Raw genomic sequence first — 20,446 nt, forward strand, 5'->3', positions numbered from 1 at the left:
GCGGCAGCAGACAAGAAGTGAGGAACGACGCATGAGCGAGACCTTTGCGCTCCCCGACGTGGGAGAGGGCCTCACCGAGGCCGAGATCGTCAACTGGCTGGTTAAACCCGGTGACTCTGTCACCGTGAACCAGGCGGTGGTCGAGATCGAGACGGCGAAGTCGGTCGTCGAGCTGCCGGTACCGTTCGCCGGCACAATCGAGCAGCTGCACGCCGACGTCGGCGACATCGTCGAGGTCGGCGAGCCCCTGGTCACCGTCGGCGTCACGGCGGGGTCGGCGCCGTCGACATCGGCGCCGCGGTCAGCCGAGCCGCAGCCAGCCGAGCCGATGCCTGCCACCGCCGACACATCCTCATCGCCCCGCGCCGAGCAACAGTCTGCGGCTGCGGCTGCGGCTGCACCGAAGGCCAGTCGACCTGCCGACGCCGACGAGGGCGGAGCCAATCTGGTCGGCTACGGCGCGAGCAAACGGCCGAAGTCGCGACGCACGCGTCGTCATGCGGCCCACAGCACCTCGCAGCACACGCAGACGGATGCGCATACCGGGGGTTCGCCAAACAACGGAGTCGCCGCCTCCCGCGCGTCGACTGCCGGGGCGCACGCACAGCACCCGCGAACGGGCAGCCCGAGCCTGCCCGCGATCGCTCGTCCACCGATCCGCAAGCTCGCCAAAGACCTAGGTGTGACGCTCTCAGAGGTCACCGGGACCGGGCACGGCGGAGAGGTCACCAGACAGGATGTCGTCGCGAACGCGAAGCAGATGAGCGTGTTCCGTAACATTGAGACTCCGGAGTGGCCTGAGGGTCGCGAGCAGGTGGTGCCGACCAGCGGCCGTGACGAAGTGGTCAAAGTGCACGGGGTGCGCCGATCGATCGCCAAGGCGATGGTGTCGTCGGCGTTCACCGCGCCGCACGTGACCGTGTTCGTCGACGTCGATGCGACTCGCACCATGGAGTACGTTCGTCGGCTGAAGAACTCGTCGGCGTTCGCCGGCGTCAAGGTCTCGCCGCTGCTGATCATGGCCAAGGCCGTGATCTGGGCTGCTCAGCGCAACCCCGAGGTGAACTCGAGCTTCGACGACGAACGCATCACGATTCACCACTATGTGAACCTGGGCATCGCAGCGGCGACCCCCCGCGGGCTGCTGGTGCCGAATATCAAAGAGGCTCAGTCGCTGAGCCTGCGCGAGCTGGCCCAGGCGCTCGGCGATCTGACCGCGACCGCACGTGCCGGACGCACACCGCCGGAGGCGATGCAGCACGGTACCATCACCATCACCAACATCGGCGTCTTCGGCGTCGATGCAGGCACCCCGATTCTGAACCCGGGAGAGGTCGCGATCACGGCGATGGGCGCGATCAGGCAGAAGCCGTGGGTCGTCGACGGAGAGGTGCGGCCGCGCTTCGTCACCACGGTGTCGGCCTCGTTCGACCATCGCTGCGTCGACGGGGATGTCGCCAGCCGATTCACCGCCGACGTCGCCTCAGTGCTCGAAGAGCCGGCGCTGCTGCTCGACGTCTGAGTGGTGCGCGCCATCGCGAATCGCTCGCCGCGATCGCGTGGTTCGCAGAAATGAATGAACCCCCGATCCAATGGATCGGGGGTTCATTCTGTCACCGGTGAAGCCGATGACGAAGTCTCGTGTGGATCAGCCCTGACGGCCGTTCCAGCGCGGGTTCTTCTTGTTGATCACGTAGGTGTGGCCGCGGCGACGAACGATCTTCGAGCCCGGCTTGTTCTTCAGTGACTTGAGCGATGCACGAACCTTCATGGTCACTCCTCTCTTCTCGGTTGTACGACATTTACCGAGGCGGCAAATACGTCAAAGCTGTGTGGGTATGCAACCCGACGCTCAAGCATAGCCCATTAACCGACTCGGTGCATGGTGCGTCGGGAGGGCGGACGGGCGTCTCAATTTGACTTCACCCTTATGCTAGTGAGTATGACTCGCAATAGCCCTTCTCGTTCTCCTCAGTCTCAGCACGTCGACGGTGTCGCAGGTGCCGAAGCAGGCTCTGTGCGCGGCCTCTGGCACTGGTCGACGCGTGAGCTGCTCGTCGCCGCAGTGATCGGGGCGTTCGGAGCCGCCATCACTGCGGCGACGAAGGTCGCGGCGGTTGCCCTCTATGCCGTCTCTCCCATGCTCGCCGCCCCGATGACCGGCACGGCCCTGTTCGTGGGCGTGTTGGCCGCCAGCCTCATTCGGCGCCCGGGAGCGGCGCTGGTGGCCGGCTTCGTCGCCGCAGTGGTGGTGACGCCGTTCGGTGGCTTCAACCCGCGCAACATGGTCGCGGCGCTCGTGGTCGCGATCGCGGTCGAGCTGGCTCTGCTCATCGGACGGTACCGACGCTTCGGCCTGCTGAGCTGTGTGGTCGCGGCGCTGATCAATGCGGCCTTCCTCTTCAGCATTCACTGGTTCGTATGGCATCTGGCACGCACCCCGCTCTGGGTGCAGATCGGCACCGGTCTCTCGCTGCTGGTCGGGCAGCTGCTCTGGGCCGAGATCGGCGTCTGGCTCGCAGCAGCGCTGCGTCGCGCCGGGCTGGCGTCGACGGGGCGGACGGTGCGCACGCGTCAGCCCTGACGTCAGGGGTAGGATGCCCGAGCCTGAGCACAAACCGACGTTGATGCCGCTGGGCTGTGCACAGGATCCCGTGGAATAATGAGCGCCGTGTCAGCCGCATCCGATAATGAGAGCAGGCCTCGGCCCGCCCCTCGCCGCGACCGCAGCGCTCTTCGAGAGCCTCCGATCGAGGTTGATCTGCGGCCGGCCGCCGAACACACAGAGGCACACCGTGCGGTCGCGGCGCAGCGAGTCGCCGCAGAACCGGCTGCCGGGCCCGCCCGCGACGAGCACATGACGATCTCGAGTCGCGAGAGTGCTCGCGCCGGTCGGCGTCGGATGCTCTGGCCGCTGCTCGGGCTGCTCGCGTTGGCGGTCTTCATCGTCATCCGCATCGCGAGTCCGCTGCAGGATGTGACGTTGGGCGATGCGCTGAGCGACTGGGTCACTCTGTCGCTCAGCGTGCTCGTGGAGTCGACGCCCTTCGTGGTGCTCGGCATCATCATCGCCATCGCGCTGCGCTTCTGGCTGCCGCAGGGCCTGCTGCTCGATCATCTGCCGCGCAACGGCTTCACTCGCCGAATCATCATCTCGCTGTTCGGCATCCTGCTGCCGGTGTGCGAATGCGGCAATGTTCCGGTGACCCGAGGGTTTCTGAGTCGCGGCATGAACATTGGCGACGCGTTGACGTTTCTGGTGGCTGCCCCGATTGTGAACCCGGTGACGATCATCACGACCTATCAGGCGTTCGGCTGGCAGAATGGCGTGCTCGTCGGTCGTGTCGCTGGTGCCCTGGTGCTGGCCAATCTGGTCGGCTGGCTGTTCAGTCTCTATCCCGAGCAGCGCCGTCTGCTGACCCCTGCCTTCGGCGAGGCCTGTCGACTTGACGCGCATGAGCATGCGGGGGGCGGCTTCGTCGGGCGGCTGCGTTCCAGCGGTGGGGTCTTCCGCACTGAGACGCAGGCCATGCTGGTCGCCTTGGTCGGTGGCGCGTTCATCGCCGGGGCCATTCAGGTGTTCGTGCCGCGTCATGTGCTGGTCGATCTCGGAGCCGACCCGGTCTGGGGCGTCGTCGCCCTGATGCTGCTGGCGTTCATCGTCTCGATCTGCTCGAACGTCGACGCCTTCTTCATCCTCGCACTGGGCTCGACGTTCCTGCCGGGTGCTCTGGTCGGGTTTCTCGTGTTCGGCGCGATCATCGACATCAAGATGCTGGCGCTGCTGCGCACCACCTTCTCGACCCGAACGCTGATCTGGCTGACGGTGATCGTGGCACTGTTCGTCCTGGTACTCGGATCGGGGATGAATGCACTGGCCTGAGCACTTTCGACGTTGGCACGGCGTCGTCATCGCCGTCGCGCTCTCAGCCTTCATCCTGTGGCTGGCAGCGCAGCATCATCTCGATCTCTATGTGAACCCGCGGTACGTCTGGTTCGCCGTGGCCATGGCTGCGGTCGCTCTGCTGCTGGGCGTGGTCGCGGTCGTGCTGCCAGACCGCGATCACGACCACGGCGACGACGACCACAGTCACGGCGACGACGGGCGGCATCCCACACGAAGCATCCGACGCTGGCCTGTGGTGAGCGGCGTCGGCACCGTCGTCATCGTGGCGATGCTCGCCGTCGCGCAGCCCACGACGCTCAGCGCCTCGCAGGCTGTGACGCGAGACGCCGCCGTCGGCGGCACCACGCTCGCCCAGACGATGACCGGCGACATCGCGACGGTCGGCGCTGGCCCTGAGTCGTTCACGATGTCGGACTGGGCGTCGACGATGCAGCTGCGTGGCGATCTGTCGTTCTACGACGGACACAATGCGACGTTCTCTGGTTTCGTGACGCCGGATCGACAGGATCCCGACAACGTCATGCTCGTGACGCGGTTCATGGTCACCTGCTGCACGCTCGACGCTCAGCCGGTGTCGATTCCTGTCTACCATCCCGGCTGGCAGGCGACGTATCCGCCGCAGTCGTGGGTTGAGGGCAGCGGCGGCTTCGCGGTGAACGCGAGCCAGTCGAGCCCGTATGCCGTCGTCTTCGCGCCGACCGATCTGCACAGCATCGAGGAGCCCGGTGATCCGTATCTCAACTGACCGCTCTGGCGTGACGCCTCGTGCACGTTGGCCCTGGCGAGTCGGGGTCATCTGCACGATTGTGCTGCTCGTCGCGGTGTTCGTCGGCGCACAGTGGTACGGGCAGCGCGAGAACACCGTGCTGACCGATGCCAACGCGGCGGCTGTCGTCGATGAGGCGCCGGTGCTCTCGCTGCGGCGCGGCGGCGGGTACCAGGACGACAGCGCGCTGCGCGGCGACGACCGGATCGTGCGCTCCGGCATCAGCGACACGGGCATGCAGACCGTGTTCACTGCGCCGCGCATTCAGACGTTTGTGGTGGACGACCGCTGGATCGTGGTCGCCGTGGCCGATCGCAGGACGGCTGCCACGAAGCTGGAGCTGCTCGATCGTCAGGCCTCCGATGCGACCTCCAAGGATGCCCGCGAGCTCGTGCTTCCGCTGGATGCGACGGTCATCGGTCTTGCGCTTTCGGGCGACACGGTCTCGGCGACGATCAACCCTCTCGACTACGGGCAGCCCGGCGGGCAGGTCGTCGCCTGGAATCTGGCGGGTGCGGACGGTGCGGTGACGGGTGCCCCTGTGCATACGCCGGACGGCGAGCTGGTGCAGGGCAACCAGGTCGTGCTGACCGATGACGGGCGGTTCGCGGTCGTTCGGCAGTGGGACAACACCATGCTGCGGGTCGCGCTCTTCGAGGTGCGCACCGATCAGCAGTACGACGACGCAGAACAGGCCCCGCTGCCGCTGGGCAGCTACACCGAGGTGCTCGGGTCGGCCGCGCAGCAGCGGCTGCTGATGTCTGATCAGAACGGGACGTTCGCTCTGGTCGACCCGGTCAACGGCGGGCGCCAGCGCCTGGACACCTCGCAGCCGAAGGGTGTCGACAGCGGATCACGGCTCGTGCGGCTCGCGCCTGCGCCGTTCGGCGCGGTCGCGGTGTATGAGAGCAGCTCTGGAGACCAGACCACAGAGACCGTCTATGCGCTCACCGGTGACGGTGCCCGTCGTATCGCCACATCGCCGGGGCGTGGGTCGGTCTCTGGTGTGTGCGCATCGCCATCGGGAAGGTTCATCGCGGTCACGACGGCACCTGCCGATGCCTCGGACGACGGCTATGTGATGATGCCGAACGTGATCGGTGCGAAGACCGAGGTCTTCGCCGCCGATCAGCCGGTGTCGATCGGCACTCTGCCCGGGCTTCGTCCGAGCTGGTGCCAGGGGTATCAGCAGGTGCTTGCCGGGCTGTACTGAGCCCAGGCGGCGACGCGCGTCGCCGCTAATTGACATCGATTCCCATTAGCGCTTAGAGTGGGCGCGTGGTTGTCGTCGCTCCGGCGCCGGCCTGCCGCAGACATCGAGGATGCTCTGCTCGGCGGCCTGCGTCGGGGCGGCACATCTGTCGTCAGACTCGGTCTCGACTCTGACGGTGCTGCGCTCTGGCGGCAGAAGCTGGTCTGCAGAGCATTCGCATCGTCATGGACGGCACCGCACATTTCACACCAGCATTTTGGAGAGAAGTCTCGATGAAGTACACCCGCACCGCATCAGTCATCGGTGTCGTCGCCGCGAGCGCTCTGCTGTTCGCCGGCTGCAGCAGCCAGAGCAGCAGTCCGTCGGCAGCACCGGCCAAGAGCGATCTGAAGATCACGGTCTCGACCACGCAGCTCGGCGATTTCACCAAGCAGGTCGTCGGTGACACCGGTGCCGAAGTGACGCAGATCGTCGCTCCGAACCAGAGCCCGCATGATCTCGAGCTCACTGCCGCCAACTCGGCTGCGCTCGCCGACTCGGGAGCGGTCATCGTGAACGGATTCGGTCTCGACCAGGTCGTCAGCGACGCCGCGCCGGCTGACAAGATCATCGACACCAGCACAGGCGTCACGCCGATTCCTGCGACTGAGGACGAGAAAGAGGAGTCTGAAGAGGGGCACAGCCACACCGAGCTGGTCAATGACCCACACATCTGGACAGACCCGGCGAACGCCAAGATCCAGGTGCAGAACATCGCAGACGGGCTGGCCAAAGCCGACCCAGACCATGCCGACGACTATAAGAGCAACGCCTCGGCGTACGAGGCCAAGCTGGACGACGTCGACAAATGGATCAAAGACACCTTCGCCCCGGTGCAGCCTGATGCTCGTAAGTTCGTGTCGACGCACGATGCATTCGCCTACTTCGTGAAGGCCTTCGACATCACGCAGGACGACTCGGTGCTCAACAGCCTCGACGACCACGCCGAGCCCAGCGAAGCCGAGCTGCAGTCTCTGGTGACCAAGATCAAGGGCACCGGGGTCAAGGCCGTCTTCGCCGAGGCCTCGGTCGATCCGAAGATCGTGCAGCGCATCGCCGACGAGTCGGGTGTGAAGCTCTACTCGGGGGACGACGCGCTCTACGGCGACTCGCTCGGCGAGGCCGGCTCAGAGGGCGAGACCTACCTGAAGGCCACCGTGCACAACGTCACGCTCATCGGGCAGTCGTGGGGGCTCGACCCCAAGGCTCCCGAGGGACTCTGAACGTCATCGGGGGCTCTGCCCCGCGTCTGACAGGCATGGCCTTCATGCCCGTCACGCCGCCATCGTCGCGACGCGCATGCGCTCGCGACTGATGACCGCATCCGCTCGATCACGCGCATCAGTGCGCGCGGCCGGGCGGTTTGCGCTTTCCGGCGACCTTTTCGACGTCACGGCGACGCGGCGTGCCGACACCTCAGCAGATCAGAACCGAGTGCCGATACAGTGAACACCATGCACGCCCCCAAGCCGACCCTGCAGTTCTCCCATGCCGATCTCGGCTACGACAGCACCACAGCTGCGCTCGTCGACGTCGACGGCACGCTGTGCGAGGGGCAGGCACTCGCGCTGATCGGACCGAACGGCTCGGGCAAGTCGACGCTGCTGAAAGGCGTTCTCGGGCTGCTTCGCGTGCAGCGCGGCTCGATCACCGTGCTCGGTCGCCGCCCGGCCGACGCTCGAGAAGACGTCGGCTACCTGCCCCAGACCACTGACATCGATGCGGCCTTTCCGGTGACGGTGCGTCAGGTGGTGGCGATGGGGCGCTACCGCAGACAGACCGGTCGGCCCTTCGGGTGGGTGCGTCGGGCGAGCGCCGCCGACCGTGCGGTCATCGAGCGCAGCCTCGACCGGGTCGGACTCACCGGGCTCGCGAGCCGGCGCTTCGGTCTGCTGAGCGGCGGCCAGCAGCAGCGAGTGCTGCTGGCGCGTGCGCTGGCGGGCGACCCGCGCATCCTGCTGCTGGACGAGCCGTTCAACGGTCTCGACGAGACCAACCGCACCGCCCTCGAACGCATTCTCGAGACCCTGCTCGCAGACGGTCTCTCCGTCGTGCTCTCGACGCACGACATCGGCCTCGCGCGAGTCGTGTGCTCGCATGTGGCGGTGCTCGCCGGACGACAGGTCGCCTTCGGGCCGATCGACGAAGTGCTCACCCCGGAGGTCATCGAAGAGGCCTACAGCGGTGGCAGCGACGTGGCAGAGGCCTTCTCGTCGAGCTGGCGCCCCCACCACCCGGATTCGGGCACACATGACACCGGGTCCGATCCGCACATCGCGGCGCTCGGAGACCACCGATGAACCTGATCGCCCCGTTTCTGCAGTACGACTTCATGCTGCGCGCGCTGCTCGCGTTCGTCGTGCTGGCCGTGCTGGCCGCGGCCATCGGCCCATTCGTCGCTCTGCGCGACCTCGAGTTCGTCTCAGACGGTCTGGTGCATGCGGTGTTTCCCGGGCTGGCGATCGGGGCGCTCGCGTTCGGTCGTGACGGGGCGCTGTCCGGAGCGATCATCGCAGGGGCGATCGCGGCCGCTGTGCTCACGCTGACCGCGACCCGGGTCAGGCAGGCGGACGCCCCGGTCGCGGTGGTGCTGACCACGGCGTTCAGCATCGGCGTGATCGCCGTCTCGGCGAGCGGCTTTCCGGGGCAGCTCGAGCTGCTGCTCTTCGGGCAGATGTTCGCGATTCGTCCGGCGCAGCTCTGGTCGATCGCGATCGTCGCCGCAGTCGCTGTGGTCGCGATGATCGTGACCCGACGCGGGCAGCTCTATCGGGCGTTCGACCCAGAGGGCGCGCGTGCTGCGGGCTTTCGGCCTGTCGTCACCGACCTCGTGCTGAACATGTCGCTGGCCGTGGCGGTCGTCGCAGGCTCGCAGGTGCTCGGCAACCTGCTGGTGCTCGCGCTGCTGATCATTCCGGCTGCGTCTGCGCGCAACTTCGGTGCGGGCATCATCGGCATGGTCGTGCTCGCAGGGGTGTTCACCCTGGCGGCTGGGTGGGCCGGGCTGGCGGTCGCCTTCGACGTCTCGGTGGGACGCGGCGTGAACCTGTCGCCGAGCGGCGCCGTGGTGGGGGCGTTCGTGGTGATCTACGCCGCGTCGCTCATTGCCGGTGCCGTGCGACGAGTCGGGCTGCACCGCCTGCGACGGGGGAGTGCGTCATGAACGTGCTCACCGACGCCATCGGATTCTTCGGCCAAGCGCTCGTCGAGGCGGTGCTGGTCGGTGCGCTCGCCGGGCTGGTCGGCGTGCTCGTGGTGCTGCGCAAGCGCACCTTCTTCGCGACGGCGCTGACGCATGCCACCTTTCCCGGAGGCATCATCGCCGTGCTGCTCGGCTGGAACGTGCTCATCGGCAATGCGATCTTCGCGGTCGTGCTCACGCTGGTGATGCTCGCGCTGACGACCTGGTTTCGCCAGCGGGCCGCCGTCGCCAGCGGTGTGGTGCTCACCGGCGGGTTCGCTCTGGGTACCGTGCTCACCGGGCTGAACCCGTCGCTGCCCATTCGGGTCCAGACGTTTCTCACGGGGTCGATTCTTGCGGTGGACCTGCCGGATGTGCAGTTCGCCGGCATCCTGCTCGTGATCTCGATCTCTGCGATCGTGCTGCTGCGGCGGCAGCTGCTGTTCTCGACCTTCGACCCGGCGGGCTACGAGGCGGCCGGGTTTCGCGGCTGGCGCATCGATGCGGTGGTGCTCGTGCTGATCACCGCCACCGTGGTGGCGCTGATGCCCGCGGTCGGAGCGATCCTGGCGATCGCGCTGCTGGCTGCCCCGGCTCTCGCGGCAGCGCAGCTGACCGTGAGCATGCGCGGGATGCTTTTCGTCGCTCCGATCCTCGGTGCGGCGAGCGGAGTCGTCGGGCTGCTCATCTCGGCACGGTGGCCGGTGCCCGCCGGGCCTGCGATCGTACTCAGCGCCACCGGAATTCTGCTGGTGTCGTGGGGGCTGCGTCGCACACTCGGGCTGATGCGTCGAGGCGGGCCGAATGCGGCATCCGCACGAAGCGCACGCACACGGGCCGACAGCCCGAGGGCGTCGACCTCACGCTGACCCGAGGTGCTCGTGCGGCAGAGTCGTCGAACCTGAGACAGCCGTGAGCCGTGCGTCCAGGCCGTCGCGGCTGCCTCCGGCATGCGGGGCCGCGTCGAGAAAAGACTGACGAGACGACGTGTTCGGGTGGCACAATGGAGGCATCATGACCGATGTGAAACGGCGCAACACCTGGCAGCAGACCGCGGTGCGCGAGGCCCTCGAACGCGAGCACGGCTTCATCAGCGCTCAGGGTCTGCACCTTCGTATGGCCAATGCCGGGTCGACGGTCAGCGTCGCCACGGTCTACCGTGCGCTCAGCCGCATGGCTGAAGACGGCGAGGCCGACGTGCATATCGACGCCGATGCGCAGCAGCTCTTCCGGGCCTGCGGCAACGAAGCTCACCATCATCACCTGATCTGCCGACAGTGCGGGGCGACTGTCGAGATCTCGGCTCCTCCAGTCGAGCGCTGGGCGCATATGGTGGCCGCCGAACACGGATACACCGACGAGGCGCACGTGATCGACGTGATCGGTCTGTGCCCGGACTGCACTGCAGAGCGCGCGGGGCAGCGCCGCTGACCGGTTGCGGTCGCGCTTCTCCCGCTGAGCCGGCGCAGACGACGCACGGCGGTCGGAACACCGGTGTCTGTTGCGGTCTGGGCGTGAAAACCAATAGACTGCATAGGTTGCAGATCTTCCACGTCTGCATCGCGTGATGCGGAACCCCGCATCACAGCCGACAAGAGATCTTGGGTGAACGCCATCGGGGCGGTCACGGTACAGGAGGAAACCATGGCAGCAGTCTGCCAGGTGACTGGAGCCACGCCGGGCTTCGGACACAGCATCTCGCATTCGCACCGGCGTAACAAGCGCCGATTCGACCCCAACGTGCAGAAGAAGACGTACTTCGTTCCTTCACTGCGTCGCAAGGTCACGCTGAACGTCTCGGCGAAGGGCATCAAAGTCATTGACAGCCGCGGTATCGATGCCGTCGTGCAGGAACTGATCGCTAAAGGGGTGAAGCTCTGATGGCTAAGAAGTCTGATGTTCGTCCCATCATCAAGCTGCGTTCGACCGCAGGCACCGGGTACACCTATGTGACTCGCAAGAACCGCCGCAACAACCCTGACCGCATCGTGCTCAAGAAGTACGATCCGGTCGTTCGCAAACACGTCGAGTTTCGCGAGGAGCGCTAAGAAGCATGGCTAAGAAAAGCAAAATCGCGCGCAATGAGCAGCGCAAAGTGATCGTCGAGCGGTACGCCGAGAAGCGTGCTCAGCTCAAGAAGCAGCTGGTCGACCCCAACTCGACCGACGAGCAGCGCGAAGAGGCCCGCGTCGGCCTGCAGAAGCTGCCCCGCAACGCATCGCCGGTGCGCGTGCGCAACCGCGACGCCATCGATGGTCGTCCCCGCGGCCACCTGAGCGCCTACGGCATCTCTCGTGTGCGCTTCCGTGATATGGCTCACCGCGGTGAGCTTCCAGGCATCACCAAGTCCAGCTGGTAGCCTGATGATCCGTCGGTTCTGCAGCGTTTCGGCGCTGGACCGCGGATCTCAAGCACAGAACGAACTGTCCGTAGCCAAAATCGAACTGAACACTAGGGAGCACTCATGGCTGACAACACCCTGAACCGCAGCGAGCTCGTCGCTGAGGTCGCGAACAAGACCGGCGAGACCCAGGCCGCTGTGAACGGCGTTCTCGATGCCGTCTTCGCGACCATCTCGGAGAACATCGCAAATGGCGTCAAGGTGAGCGTGCCCGGCTGGCTCTCAGTCGAGCGCACCAACCGTGCCGCACGCACCGGCCGCAACCCGCAGACCGGCGAGACCCTGAACATCCCCGCAAGCAAGGGTGTCAAGATCTCGGCAGGCAGCAAGCTGAAGGCTGCAGTGAAGTAGTCTTCACCGCTTCATTCGAAAGGGCGCATCCTCTGGGATGCGCCCTTTCTGCGTCTGCAGGGGGGCTGCACCCGATCTGCGTGCGTCTGCGGGTGGCACTAGGCTGGTGTGGTGCAGCGCAAGACCCTTCTCTCTCTTCTTCTCGGCGTCGTCGCCACCGGCATCGGGCTCGTTCTGGCCTTGGTGCATGGCGGTGCGGCGGCGACGTCCGTGCTGCTCGACCCCGGTGCGGTCGTGCGGTGGGGGCTGCCCGCGACCAAGGCTCTGAACAACATCTCGATCGGGGTCACGATCGGTGGCCTGATCATGGCAGTCTGGGCGCTGTCGCCGAAATGGAAGAGCGCCTACAACCGATCGCTGAACATCGCGGCGGTCGCCGCCGCACTCTGGACGATCAGCGGTGCGCTGTCGACCATCCTCACGTACATCTCGCTCGACCCTGACTCTTGGGGCTCGGAGACCTTCGGGGCCAGACTCTGGCTGTTCCTCACGCAGGTGCAGGTCGGCCAGCTCGCTCTGTGGAGCATCTGCATCGCCGCAGTCGTCACGGTGCTGACAGCCGGCGTGCGCGGCCAGATCGGCGTGCTCTTCGTGCTCCTCGCCGCGTTCGCCGGGCTGATCCCGCTGGCCTCTGCCGGGCACGCTGCGGGCACCGCAGGCCACAACCTGGCGGTCAGCGCGATGCTGCTGCACTTGGGCGGAGCCTCCATCTGGATCGGCGGTCTCGTCGTCCTCGCTGCAGTGTCGCCGAAGCTGGGGCGCCATCTGCAGGCGGTCACCGAACGCTACTCGTCGCTCGCCTTGGTCTCGTTCCTGCTCGTCGCGTTCTCTGGCGTAGCCAACGCCGTGCTGCGCGTCGGAACCTGGGACCAGCTGTTCAGCACCGCTTACGGCCAGATCGTGATCTGGAAGGCGATCGGGCTGATCCTGCTCGGCGCCGCGGGTGCGGTCAACCGTCTGCGGCTGATCAGGCGACTGCACGCGTCAGAGACTGCGAAGCGGGCCTTTGGGTGGATCGTGACCTGCGAGTTCGCGCTGATGGGAATGGTCAGCGGCTTCTCCGCTGCTCTCGGCCGCACGGCGACACCGATTCCGCAGCAGCTGTCGAGCGATCCGACGCCGGCCGAGCTGCTCACCGGCGAGCCGGTGCCGCCCGAACCCACCTGGCTGACGTACATCACGGTCTGGCGCATCGACCCGATCTGGCTGGTCGTGTGCGCGTTCGCCCTCGTGCTGTACTTCATCGGGGCCTGGCGCCTGCATCGGCGGGGCGATCGCTGGCCATGGCATCGCACGCTGCTGTGGAGCATCGGCGTGCTCTTCCTCTTCTGGGCGACCAACGGTGCGTTCAACCTCTATCAGACGTATCTGTTCAGCGTGCACATGACGATGCACATGATGCTCACCATGCTGATTCCGCTCTTCTTGGTGCTCGGGGCGCCGGTGACCTTGTGCATGCGGGCGATCACCCGACGCACCGACGGCTCACGGGGAGGTCGCGAGTGGATTCTCTGGGCCGTGCACAGCCCGTGGGGGCAGTTCGTGGCCGGCCCCGTGGTCGCAGCGTTCATCTTTGCGTTCTCACTCGTGGTCTTCTATTACACGCCGCTGTTCGGCTGGGCCACTCGCGACCATCTCGGTCATCAGTGGATGATCGTGCACTTTCTGATCAGCGGCTACCTGTTCGTGCAGTCGCTGATCGGCATCGACCCGGGGCCGAACCGGCCGCCGTATCCCGTGCGGCTGCTCTTCTTGGTGGTCACGATGGCCTTCCACGCCTTCTTCGGCATCTTCATGATGATGGGCACGGGTCTGCAGGAGGCCGACTGGTACGGGGCCATGGGTCGCACCTGGGGAGACAGCGCGATTCGTGACCAGCAGATCGGCGGTGCAATCGCGTGGGGGCTGGGCGAGTTCCCGACGATCGTCCTGGCTCTGCTTGTCGGGCTGCTGTGGTCTCGCAGCGATGCCAAAGAGCGCCGGCGCAGCGACCGCAATGCGGCTCGAACCGACGAGGCGGAGCTCAACGCCTACAACGAGATGCTGGCAGGTCTGCGGCACCCGGTCTCTGACGGGCCCGACAAGTCTGCTGACGAGGCGTCGGCAGAGGCCGAGAACTCGAAGGGAAGCAGAGCATGAGCGACCCCGCAGCGAGCGAAGGCGCGAAGACCGAGAGCAGCGAGGCAGACGACGTCGCGGCGACTGCGGCGAGTTCTGAGGCAGAGGTCGAGACGGCGTCTGAGACGACGACCGGCGGGCGAGCCGGCTCGGAAGCCGACCCGACGACAGACGCGACCGGGGTGCATCAGAGCGCTGCGGCATCCGCCGACGGCATCACGCTCACCGGCGAACAGCAGGCCGTCATCGACGCCGCCATGCGCGGGCAGAGCGTGTTCGTCACCGGGCGGGCGGGCACCGGCAAGTCGACGCTGCTCGCTCGGCTCATGCGCGAGCTGCCGGGCAAAGTCGTGGTGTGCGCTCCGACCGGTGTCGCGGCGCTGAACGTGGGCGGTCAGACGATCCACTCGCTCTTCGGACTGCGCGTCGGCGTGCAGGACGTCGCCAAGATCGCGCGGTACATGAGTCGCGAGACCCGTGAGGTGCTCGCTGCCGTCGACACCGTGATCATCGACGAGGTCTCGATGGTGTCGGCTGACCTGCTCGACGCGATCGACCGCAGCCTGCGACTGGCCAAGAAGCGCAGTCGAACGCCGTTCGGCGGGGCGCAGATCGTGATGTTCGGCGACCCCTACCAGCTGGCACCGGTGCCGCCGCGCTCGACCGATGAGCGCGCGTTCTACACCGAGCACTATGCGAGCCAGTGGTTCTTCGACGCTCATGTGTGGGCCGAGGCGACGGTGAGCGTCTACGAGCTGACGAACATCCACCGACAGAACCACGACGGGTTCAAGCAGCTGCTGAACGCGGTGCGCGAGGGCACGGTGCCCGATCACTGGATCGCGCGGCTGAACCAGATCGGCCACCGCGACCCCGATCCCGATCAGCCGATCATCACGCTGGCCACCACGAACCGCATCGTCGACGAGCGCAACGCCACCGAGCTCGCGCGGCTGCCCGGGCGCACCAAGGTCGCGCGGGCGCAGATCGACGGGGAGTTCGGCAACGCGTTCCCGGCCGACCCCGAGCTCGAGCTCAAGGTCGACGCGCAGGTGATGTTTCTGCGCAACGACCCCGACGGCCGATGGGTGAACGGGTCGATCGGCAAGGTGGTGAGCATCCGCCCCGACGTCGTGGTCGTCGAGCTCGACGGCGAGGACGTCGAGGTCGAGCCGGTGGTCTGGGAACGCTACGAGTACACCTTCGACCCGAACGAGAAGACGATCGAGCAGGATCAGATCGGCGAGTTCACGCAGTTTCCGCTGCGGCTCGCCTGGGCCGTCACCGTGCACAAGTCGCAGGGGCAGACCTATGACCGCGCGGTCATCGACTTAGGCACGCGAGCGTTCAGCCCCGGGCAGACCTACGTCGCGCTGAGTCGGCTGACGAGCCTCGACGGGCTCTACCTGGCGCGGCCGGTGCGACGAGGCGACATCATCGTCGACCGTCGCGTGCTCGAGTTCATGCGCACGGCATCCGCTCCGATGTTCTGACCGGGCCGGCACACCGCGGGGCTACCCGAGACGGTGAATGACATTCTGCGTCTGCTGCGCGGGCACCCGTGCCAGCAGCGTGTCGAGATTCACCAGGGTGAGACCCGAGGCGCGCAGATCGTGCAGCAGCTTCGGCATCATCTCCATGGTCGGCTCGTGCACGTCGTGCATCAGCACGATCGACCCGGCCTTCGCCTCGCGCAGGATCTTGTCGTGCACGACGCTCTGTCCGGGCTCCTTCCAGTCGAGCGAGTCGACGTCCCACAGCACCAACGGGTGCGGTGACGCCTGCGCGACCGTATCGTCAAAGAAGCCGTACGGCGGCCGCACGTGAGCGGGGCGCACCCCGCAGATGCGTTCGACCGCATCATCGGTGCGAGTCAGCTGGTCTCGAACCTGCGCCGAGGTGAGATCGGTCAGCGCGGGATGATCCCACGTGTGGTTGCACACCGTGTGCCCCTGCGCGATCTCGTCGCGAATCTGCTGCGGATAGATCACGGCATGCTGCCCCTCGACCATGAACGACGCGTGCGACCCCGCCGCGGCGAAGTCGCCCATGATCGTGTCGGTGTAGTCGCTCGGCCCGTCGTCGAAGGTCACCGCGGCACATGCGACGAGGTCGGCCGGCGTCGGCCAGACGTATGCGCTGGGGCGCACCGGCCCGTCGTCGTGCGGTTCGGCCTGCGCGCTCTGGTCGGCGCTCAGCGTGCTGACGGCGGATGCCATGGTCGCCTCCGCCGCAAGAGGCGCGGCGAACGACACCTGCGTTCGAGCCGCCTGCGCATCGGTTGCGCCGGTGCGAGCCGGGCCCGACCATGGCATCCGCCGCACGGCCGCCTGCCGAACCACTCGACCGAACTCGGTGCAGTCGTCGTCTGCGACCGCCACACGCACGGTCAGCAGGCCTGGCGTGGCGAGACCGGCCGCCCACTGCTCGCGCTGCTCGTCGCTGAGGCGCCCGGTCTCGACGGCCAGACGCAGCACGAGCTGTCCGCTGTGGTCGAACGAGACATCGTCGAGCAGGGTGCCGCGGTCGATCGCGTCGCGCAGCGGGTCGTAGCCCGGCGCGTCCTTCTTCGACGAGCCGATGGGGGCATCGAGATCGGTGCCCAAAAGGGTGGCGAGGGCGGCGATGGCGCGATTGCGCCCACCGGAGGTGAGCAGGCTGCCGCCGACTCCGGCGGTGCCGCTCGAGATGTCGACGAACACGCTCTGTCGCTGCTCGAAGAGCGTGTGATGGGCGTTGTCGACGGTGGCGGCGCGGGTGGCGCGCAGCTGCACGCCGAGCACGGAGCCGGTGGCCTGCGTCGTGTCGCAGCTGACGGCCAGCAGGTGCCCGTGCGCCTGTGGCTCGGGAAACTCGGCACGGTCGGTGAGCCTGGAGTTGGCATCGCTGCGCGTCGATCCGGGCAGCGGCACGGTGTCGAGCAGACTGCCCGCGCTGAAGCCCACGACCTGTGCGGCATCGGGGCGGCTCCAGGTCGAGCCAGCGGTCGAGGTGCCGGCGCGCAGTGCATCGGCGGTGTCGACCGCCTCTGCCGGTGCGACGTATGAGCCGTCGTCGGCATGGCCGGGCACCGGTGTGAGCACTGGAGAGAACCCACCGGAACGGGCGTACTCGTGGGCGTAGTCCTGCAGCGCTCGGCGAACCCAGGCCTCGACGCGGCCGTTGAACGCATCCTGCCCGGTGAGCACGGGCCAGCGGCCGGCGAACGACACTGAGGGATCGAGCGTGAAGGTGCGCTGCACGCCGAGGCCGGTCACCGCTGCGGCGATCACTGGCACCGTTTCGCCGAATCCTGCGTCGACCACCGGCGCGGCGTCGGCATCGGCGGTGTCGCCGGTCTGGACGAACCCGAGTGCGCCCCGCTGGTGGTTCTGCACCGCGGTCACGACGCCTGCGGCGACTCCGGATCCGACGACGAGCGTGCCCACGACGAGCCCGAGAAACCGTCGACGAGGAAGCTCCGGCTGGTCGGTGGACGCGTCGGTCGAGCTGTCGGTCATGTGTGAATCGCCTTTCGAATGCAGAAGCCATTCGAGCTCTGTGGTGGTGCTGTGCATGGCTGCGCGTTCACGCGCGCTTGCATACATCAGCGTATCGCGCAGGGCAGAATGGAAAGACCGTGCACAGCAGGTGCTCAGGGAACGAACGAGAGCAGAGAACGACGATGGACCTCACACAGGCGCAGACCTGGGTCGAGCTGGTGCCCGCCATGCTCGTCGCTGTCGCACTGCTGCTCGTGCCGGGCGCAGTGCTCGCCCGTGTGCTCGGGCTGCGCGGTATGGCCGTCTGGGGCGCCGCTGCGCCCATATCGGTCTCGGTGATCGCGGTCAGCGCGATCGTCACCCCTCGGCTCGGCCTGCACTGGTCGCTGTGGTGCCTGCTGATCGGCTGGGCGGTCGCTCTCGCGCTGGTCGTCGTGCTTCGTCGTGTCATTCGGCGGATGCTGGCTCGTCGTCCGGCGTCGGTGGCGTGCGGTGCGCAGCCCGTCTCGGCCGGTCCCGATGTGTCGCAGCCGGCGACCGGTGCCTGGCGCCGCGGTGTGATCCCCGGGCTGCTGGCGCTCATCGCCGCGGTGGTGCTGATCTCGACGACCTTCTTCAGACTGGTGCCCGACGCCGAGTACATCATGCAGCTGTTCGACACGACGTTTCATCTCAACGCCGTGCGCGCGATTCTCGACAGCGGAGACGGATCGTCGCTGACACTGTGGTCGATCACGAACAAGGCCAACAACTCGTCGTTCTACCCGGCCGCCTGGCACGACGTGGTGGCTTTGGTCGCACAGCTCAGCGGAATCGGCGTGCCGCAGGCCACGAACGTCGTGGCGCTTGTGGTGAGCGCCGTGATCTGGCCGCTCGGAGCGATCTGGCTCGCACAGGCCATCGGCGGGCCGAACCTGGCGAGCAGCCTCGCCGGCGGTCTGCTGAGCGCCTGCTTTCCGGCGTTCCCCTGGCTGTTTCTGCACTGGGGGCCGCTCTACCCGAACCTGCTGGGTAACTCGCTGATCGCCGCGGCGCTGGCGCTCACGCTCTCGATCTGCCGTCAGCGGCCTGACTCGGTTCGGCACCGTCTGAATGCGGCAGCCGCCCTGCTGCTCGTGCTGCCGGGGCTCGCTCTCGCACACCCGAACTCGCTGCTTGCCGCCGTGGGGTTCGCCGCCATGATCGTCTTCGCGACGCTGGGACCGCAGCTGCGCCGACTGCGGGCCGGCGGCGCAGAGGCGGGAGTGAGCGGGGCCTCCGCCGAAACGCTCGTCGACTGGCTGGGCGTGCGCGGCACCCGCATCACGATCTGGTCGGTCGCCGGCGTGTTCGTGCTGCTGTGGGGCGTGCTGCGCACCGGGCTCGACGTGGCACCGTGGAAGGCCGACGAGAACCTGCGCGACGCTCTGGCAGACATCGTGACGAACGGACCGGTCGACCGCCCCGCGGCCATCGCAGTCAGCGTGCTGGCGCTGATCGGGCTGGTGCGCTGCCTGCGCTCGCGGCGGTGGTGGCCGATCATCGTGTTCGGGTTCACCGTGGTGCTGTATCTGGTGGTGGTGGCGTCGCCGGTTCCGCTGCTGCGCGACGTGCTCACCGCCGGGTTCTACCGCGACCCGAAGCGCATCGCCGGGCTCACGGTGTTCGGCTTTCTGCCGTTGGCCGTCATCGGTTTCACGACGGTCTGGGCGCTGGTGACGATCGTGGTCATGCGCATCGGGCCGAAGCACGCTCATCGACTGTCACGGTCTGCGCAGGCCATGCGGCGGGCGGTGGCTGGGGTGCTGCTGCTGATGCTGGCCGCGGTGCTTGTGCTGCCGATTCGCAACGGGGCGATCGCACAGGTGGTGAGCTGGGCGCAGCGTGACTACGTCATCGCGCCGACGTCGAAGCTGCTGAACACCGATGAGCGCGATGTTCTCACGCACCTGCGTGACTTCGTGCCGACGGGGCAGACCGTGCTGGTCGACCCGGGCAACGGAGGTGCGCTCGCCTATGCCTTTGAGAACGTGCCGGTGACGCGCGTGCACATTCTCAGCGATGTGCCTGACGATCTGCAGACGCTGGACTGGCACTTGAGCGATGCCAGCTGGAAGGATCGCACATGCCCGATCGTGCGTGCGAACGATCTGCACTTCGTGCTCGACTTCGGCGACGCGATCGTCGACAACGTGAAGAAGCCCGGGTTGAGCGACATTCCGCCCGAAGTGGGCACAGTGGTGTACTCGCAGGGACGGGCGCGACTGGTCGAGCTGACCGGGTGTTGGGAGTGAGCGGATGCTCGGCGCGCGTGTTGCTGGGGCCGGTCGAGCGGCTGACTGGTGCGAGCTCTGCTGCAGACGGAGCCGAATGGAGCGGCTGACGGGAATCGAACCCGCGTATCAGGCTTGGGAAGCGTGCGCTCTACCATTGAGCTACAGCCGCATGGTCTGTGACCGCCTGTAAGGGTATCAGAACGGTGAGCCGCTCAGCCACCTGCACGGATTCTCGGGTCGCTCTGCTTGCCGACGCGGTCTTGTGCCTCGAACTTCGACTTTCAGCTGCGCAACAGCCCAGACGTGCAGCCACAGATCAGTCTCTTTGCTCAGAAACCCGCTTGCTGAGCTGCCTCGGCTGGTCGGCGTCGCCACGAAATTGCACGGAATGCGGGCACCACGGATCGCCCAGAGTGTAGCCGCACGGATTGCACGGAATGTACCGGGATCGCTCGAAAATGCCCCCTTTCTGCCAATCCGTGGCGGTGAGGTGTGATCGCGGCAGCTCCCGAGAGTGCAGAACCTGCTCTGAGCCCCGGGGATGCCGCCCCGAGAGTGCAGAACCCGTTCAATGTCGGCGAGTGTGCAGAAGACGTGCGTATCAATCGGTTTTGGCCGCGTCTTCTGTGCTCTCGATGCCCGAATTGCTCTGAAACGATCTTGCCGACAACCGCACCGGAACCATCTCGCCGACAACCGCACCGAAACCAGACCCCCGAAGCGCCCCGCGATG

At 66.8% G+C, this 20,446-nt stretch carries 19 protein-coding genes and 1 tRNA gene; 17 read left to right on the forward strand and 3 right to left on the reverse strand.

Annotated elements, in window-relative coordinates; genetic code table 11:
• The first annotated feature begins 31 nt into the window (after nt 1-31).
• Nucleotides 32-1,522, forward strand: coding sequence for a dihydrolipoamide acetyltransferase family protein (locus F8O07_RS02590; RefSeq protein ID WP_158030606.1), 1,491 nt, complete (start codon nt 32-34; stop codon nt 1,520-1,522).
• Between the two features lie 126 nt (nt 1,523-1,648).
• Here F8O07_RS02590 and ykgO read toward each other — a convergent pair whose 3' ends face one another.
• Nucleotides 1,649-1,771: a type B 50S ribosomal protein L36 gene (ykgO, locus tag F8O07_RS02595; RefSeq protein WP_028245785.1), complete on the reverse strand. Its 123-nt coding sequence runs from the start codon at nt 1,769-1,771 to the stop codon at nt 1,649-1,651.
• A gap of 171 nt (nt 1,772-1,942) precedes the next feature.
• Here ykgO and F8O07_RS02600 point away from each other — a divergent pair, with 171 nt between their 5' ends.
• The 15 genes from F8O07_RS02600 (at nt 1,943) to F8O07_RS02670 (ending at nt 15,469) form a co-directional block, all read left to right on the forward strand.
• Nucleotides 1,943-2,584 (forward strand): ECF transporter S component, encoded by a 642-nt coding sequence (locus tag F8O07_RS02600; protein ID WP_192496603.1) that lies wholly within the window; start codon nt 1,943-1,945, stop codon nt 2,582-2,584.
• 273 nt (nt 2,585-2,857) lie between these two features.
• Nucleotides 2,858-3,883 (forward strand): permease, encoded by a 1,026-nt coding sequence (locus F8O07_RS02605; RefSeq protein WP_158031747.1) that lies wholly within the window; start codon nt 2,858-2,860, stop codon nt 3,881-3,883.
• Nucleotides 3,870-4,652, forward strand: coding sequence for a TIGR03943 family putative permease subunit (locus tag F8O07_RS02610; RefSeq protein WP_158030608.1), 783 nt, complete (start codon nt 3,870-3,872; stop codon nt 4,650-4,652). The genes F8O07_RS02605 and F8O07_RS02610 overlap by 14 nt, the downstream gene beginning before the upstream one ends.
• Nucleotides 4,633-5,886: a hypothetical protein gene (locus F8O07_RS02615; RefSeq protein ID WP_158030609.1), complete on the forward strand. Its 1,254-nt coding sequence runs from the start codon at nt 4,633-4,635 to the stop codon at nt 5,884-5,886. The genes F8O07_RS02610 and F8O07_RS02615 overlap by 20 nt, the downstream gene beginning before the upstream one ends.
• 272 nt (nt 5,887-6,158) lie before the next feature.
• A complete protein-coding gene (locus F8O07_RS02620; protein WP_158054289.1) occupies nt 6,159-7,148 on the forward strand; it encodes a metal ABC transporter substrate-binding protein in 990 nt (329 codons plus the stop codon).
• A gap of 231 nt (nt 7,149-7,379) precedes the next feature.
• A complete protein-coding gene (locus tag F8O07_RS02625; protein WP_158030611.1) occupies nt 7,380-8,225 on the forward strand; it encodes a metal ABC transporter ATP-binding protein in 846 nt (281 codons plus the stop codon).
• Nucleotides 8,222-9,088, forward strand: coding sequence for a metal ABC transporter permease (locus F8O07_RS02630; RefSeq protein ID WP_158030612.1), 867 nt, complete (start codon nt 8,222-8,224; stop codon nt 9,086-9,088). The genes F8O07_RS02625 and F8O07_RS02630 overlap by 4 nt, the downstream gene beginning before the upstream one ends.
• Nucleotides 9,085-9,975, forward strand: coding sequence for a metal ABC transporter permease (locus F8O07_RS02635; protein WP_158030613.1), 891 nt, complete (start codon nt 9,085-9,087; stop codon nt 9,973-9,975). Before F8O07_RS02630 ends, F8O07_RS02635 begins: the two co-directional genes overlap by 4 nt.
• 145 nt (nt 9,976-10,120) lie before the next feature.
• Nucleotides 10,121-10,537: a transcriptional repressor gene (locus F8O07_RS02640; RefSeq protein ID WP_318655749.1), complete on the forward strand. Its 417-nt coding sequence runs from the start codon at nt 10,121-10,123 to the stop codon at nt 10,535-10,537.
• Nucleotides 10,538-10,750: 213 nt separating this feature from the next.
• On the forward strand, nt 10,751-10,987 hold the full coding sequence (gene rpmB, locus F8O07_RS02645; RefSeq protein ID WP_158030614.1) for a 50S ribosomal protein L28: 237 nt from the start codon (nt 10,751-10,753) through the stop codon (nt 10,985-10,987).
• Entirely contained in the window at nt 10,987-11,154 is a 168-nt protein-coding gene (gene rpmG, locus F8O07_RS02650) for a 50S ribosomal protein L33 (protein ID WP_158030615.1), read from the forward strand. The genes rpmB and rpmG overlap by 1 nt, the downstream gene beginning before the upstream one ends.
• Nucleotides 11,155-11,159: 5 nt before the next feature.
• Nucleotides 11,160-11,465, forward strand: coding sequence for a 30S ribosomal protein S14 (gene rpsN / locus F8O07_RS02655; RefSeq protein WP_158030616.1), 306 nt, complete (start codon nt 11,160-11,162; stop codon nt 11,463-11,465).
• 105 nt (nt 11,466-11,570) lie between these two features.
• Nucleotides 11,571-11,858, forward strand: coding sequence for an HU family DNA-binding protein (locus F8O07_RS02660; protein ID WP_158030617.1), 288 nt, complete (start codon nt 11,571-11,573; stop codon nt 11,856-11,858).
• A 111-nt stretch (nt 11,859-11,969) separates the two neighbouring features.
• Entirely contained in the window at nt 11,970-13,997 is a 2,028-nt protein-coding gene (locus F8O07_RS02665; protein WP_225733140.1) for a cytochrome c oxidase assembly protein, read from the forward strand.
• Nucleotides 13,994-15,469, forward strand: a complete 1,476-nt coding sequence (locus F8O07_RS02670) for an ATP-dependent DNA helicase (RefSeq protein ID WP_158030618.1) — start codon at nt 13,994-13,996, stop codon at nt 15,467-15,469. Before F8O07_RS02665 ends, F8O07_RS02670 begins: the two co-directional genes overlap by 4 nt.
• Nucleotides 15,470-15,490: 21 nt before the next feature.
• Here F8O07_RS02670 and F8O07_RS02675 read toward each other — a convergent pair whose 3' ends face one another.
• Entirely contained in the window at nt 15,491-17,476 is a 1,986-nt protein-coding gene (locus tag F8O07_RS02675; protein WP_192496604.1) for a polysaccharide deacetylase family protein, read from the reverse strand.
• A gap of 164 nt (nt 17,477-17,640) precedes the next feature.
• Here F8O07_RS02675 and F8O07_RS02680 point away from each other — a divergent pair, with 164 nt between their 5' ends.
• Nucleotides 17,641-19,731 (forward strand): DUF6541 family protein, encoded by a 2,091-nt coding sequence (locus F8O07_RS02680; protein ID WP_158030620.1) that lies wholly within the window; start codon nt 17,641-17,643, stop codon nt 19,729-19,731.
• Nucleotides 19,732-19,808: 77 nt separating this feature from the next.
• On the opposite strand, the gene F8O07_RS02685 is transcribed toward F8O07_RS02680, so the two are convergent.
• Nucleotides 19,809-19,882 (reverse strand) — tRNA-Gly (locus F8O07_RS02685).
• Nucleotides 19,883-20,446: the final 564 nt, after the last annotated feature.

This window comes from Pseudoclavibacter sp. CFCC 13796 (assembly GCF_008831185.1).
Lineage (GTDB): Bacteria > Actinomycetota > Actinomycetes > Actinomycetales > Microbacteriaceae > Pseudoclavibacter_A.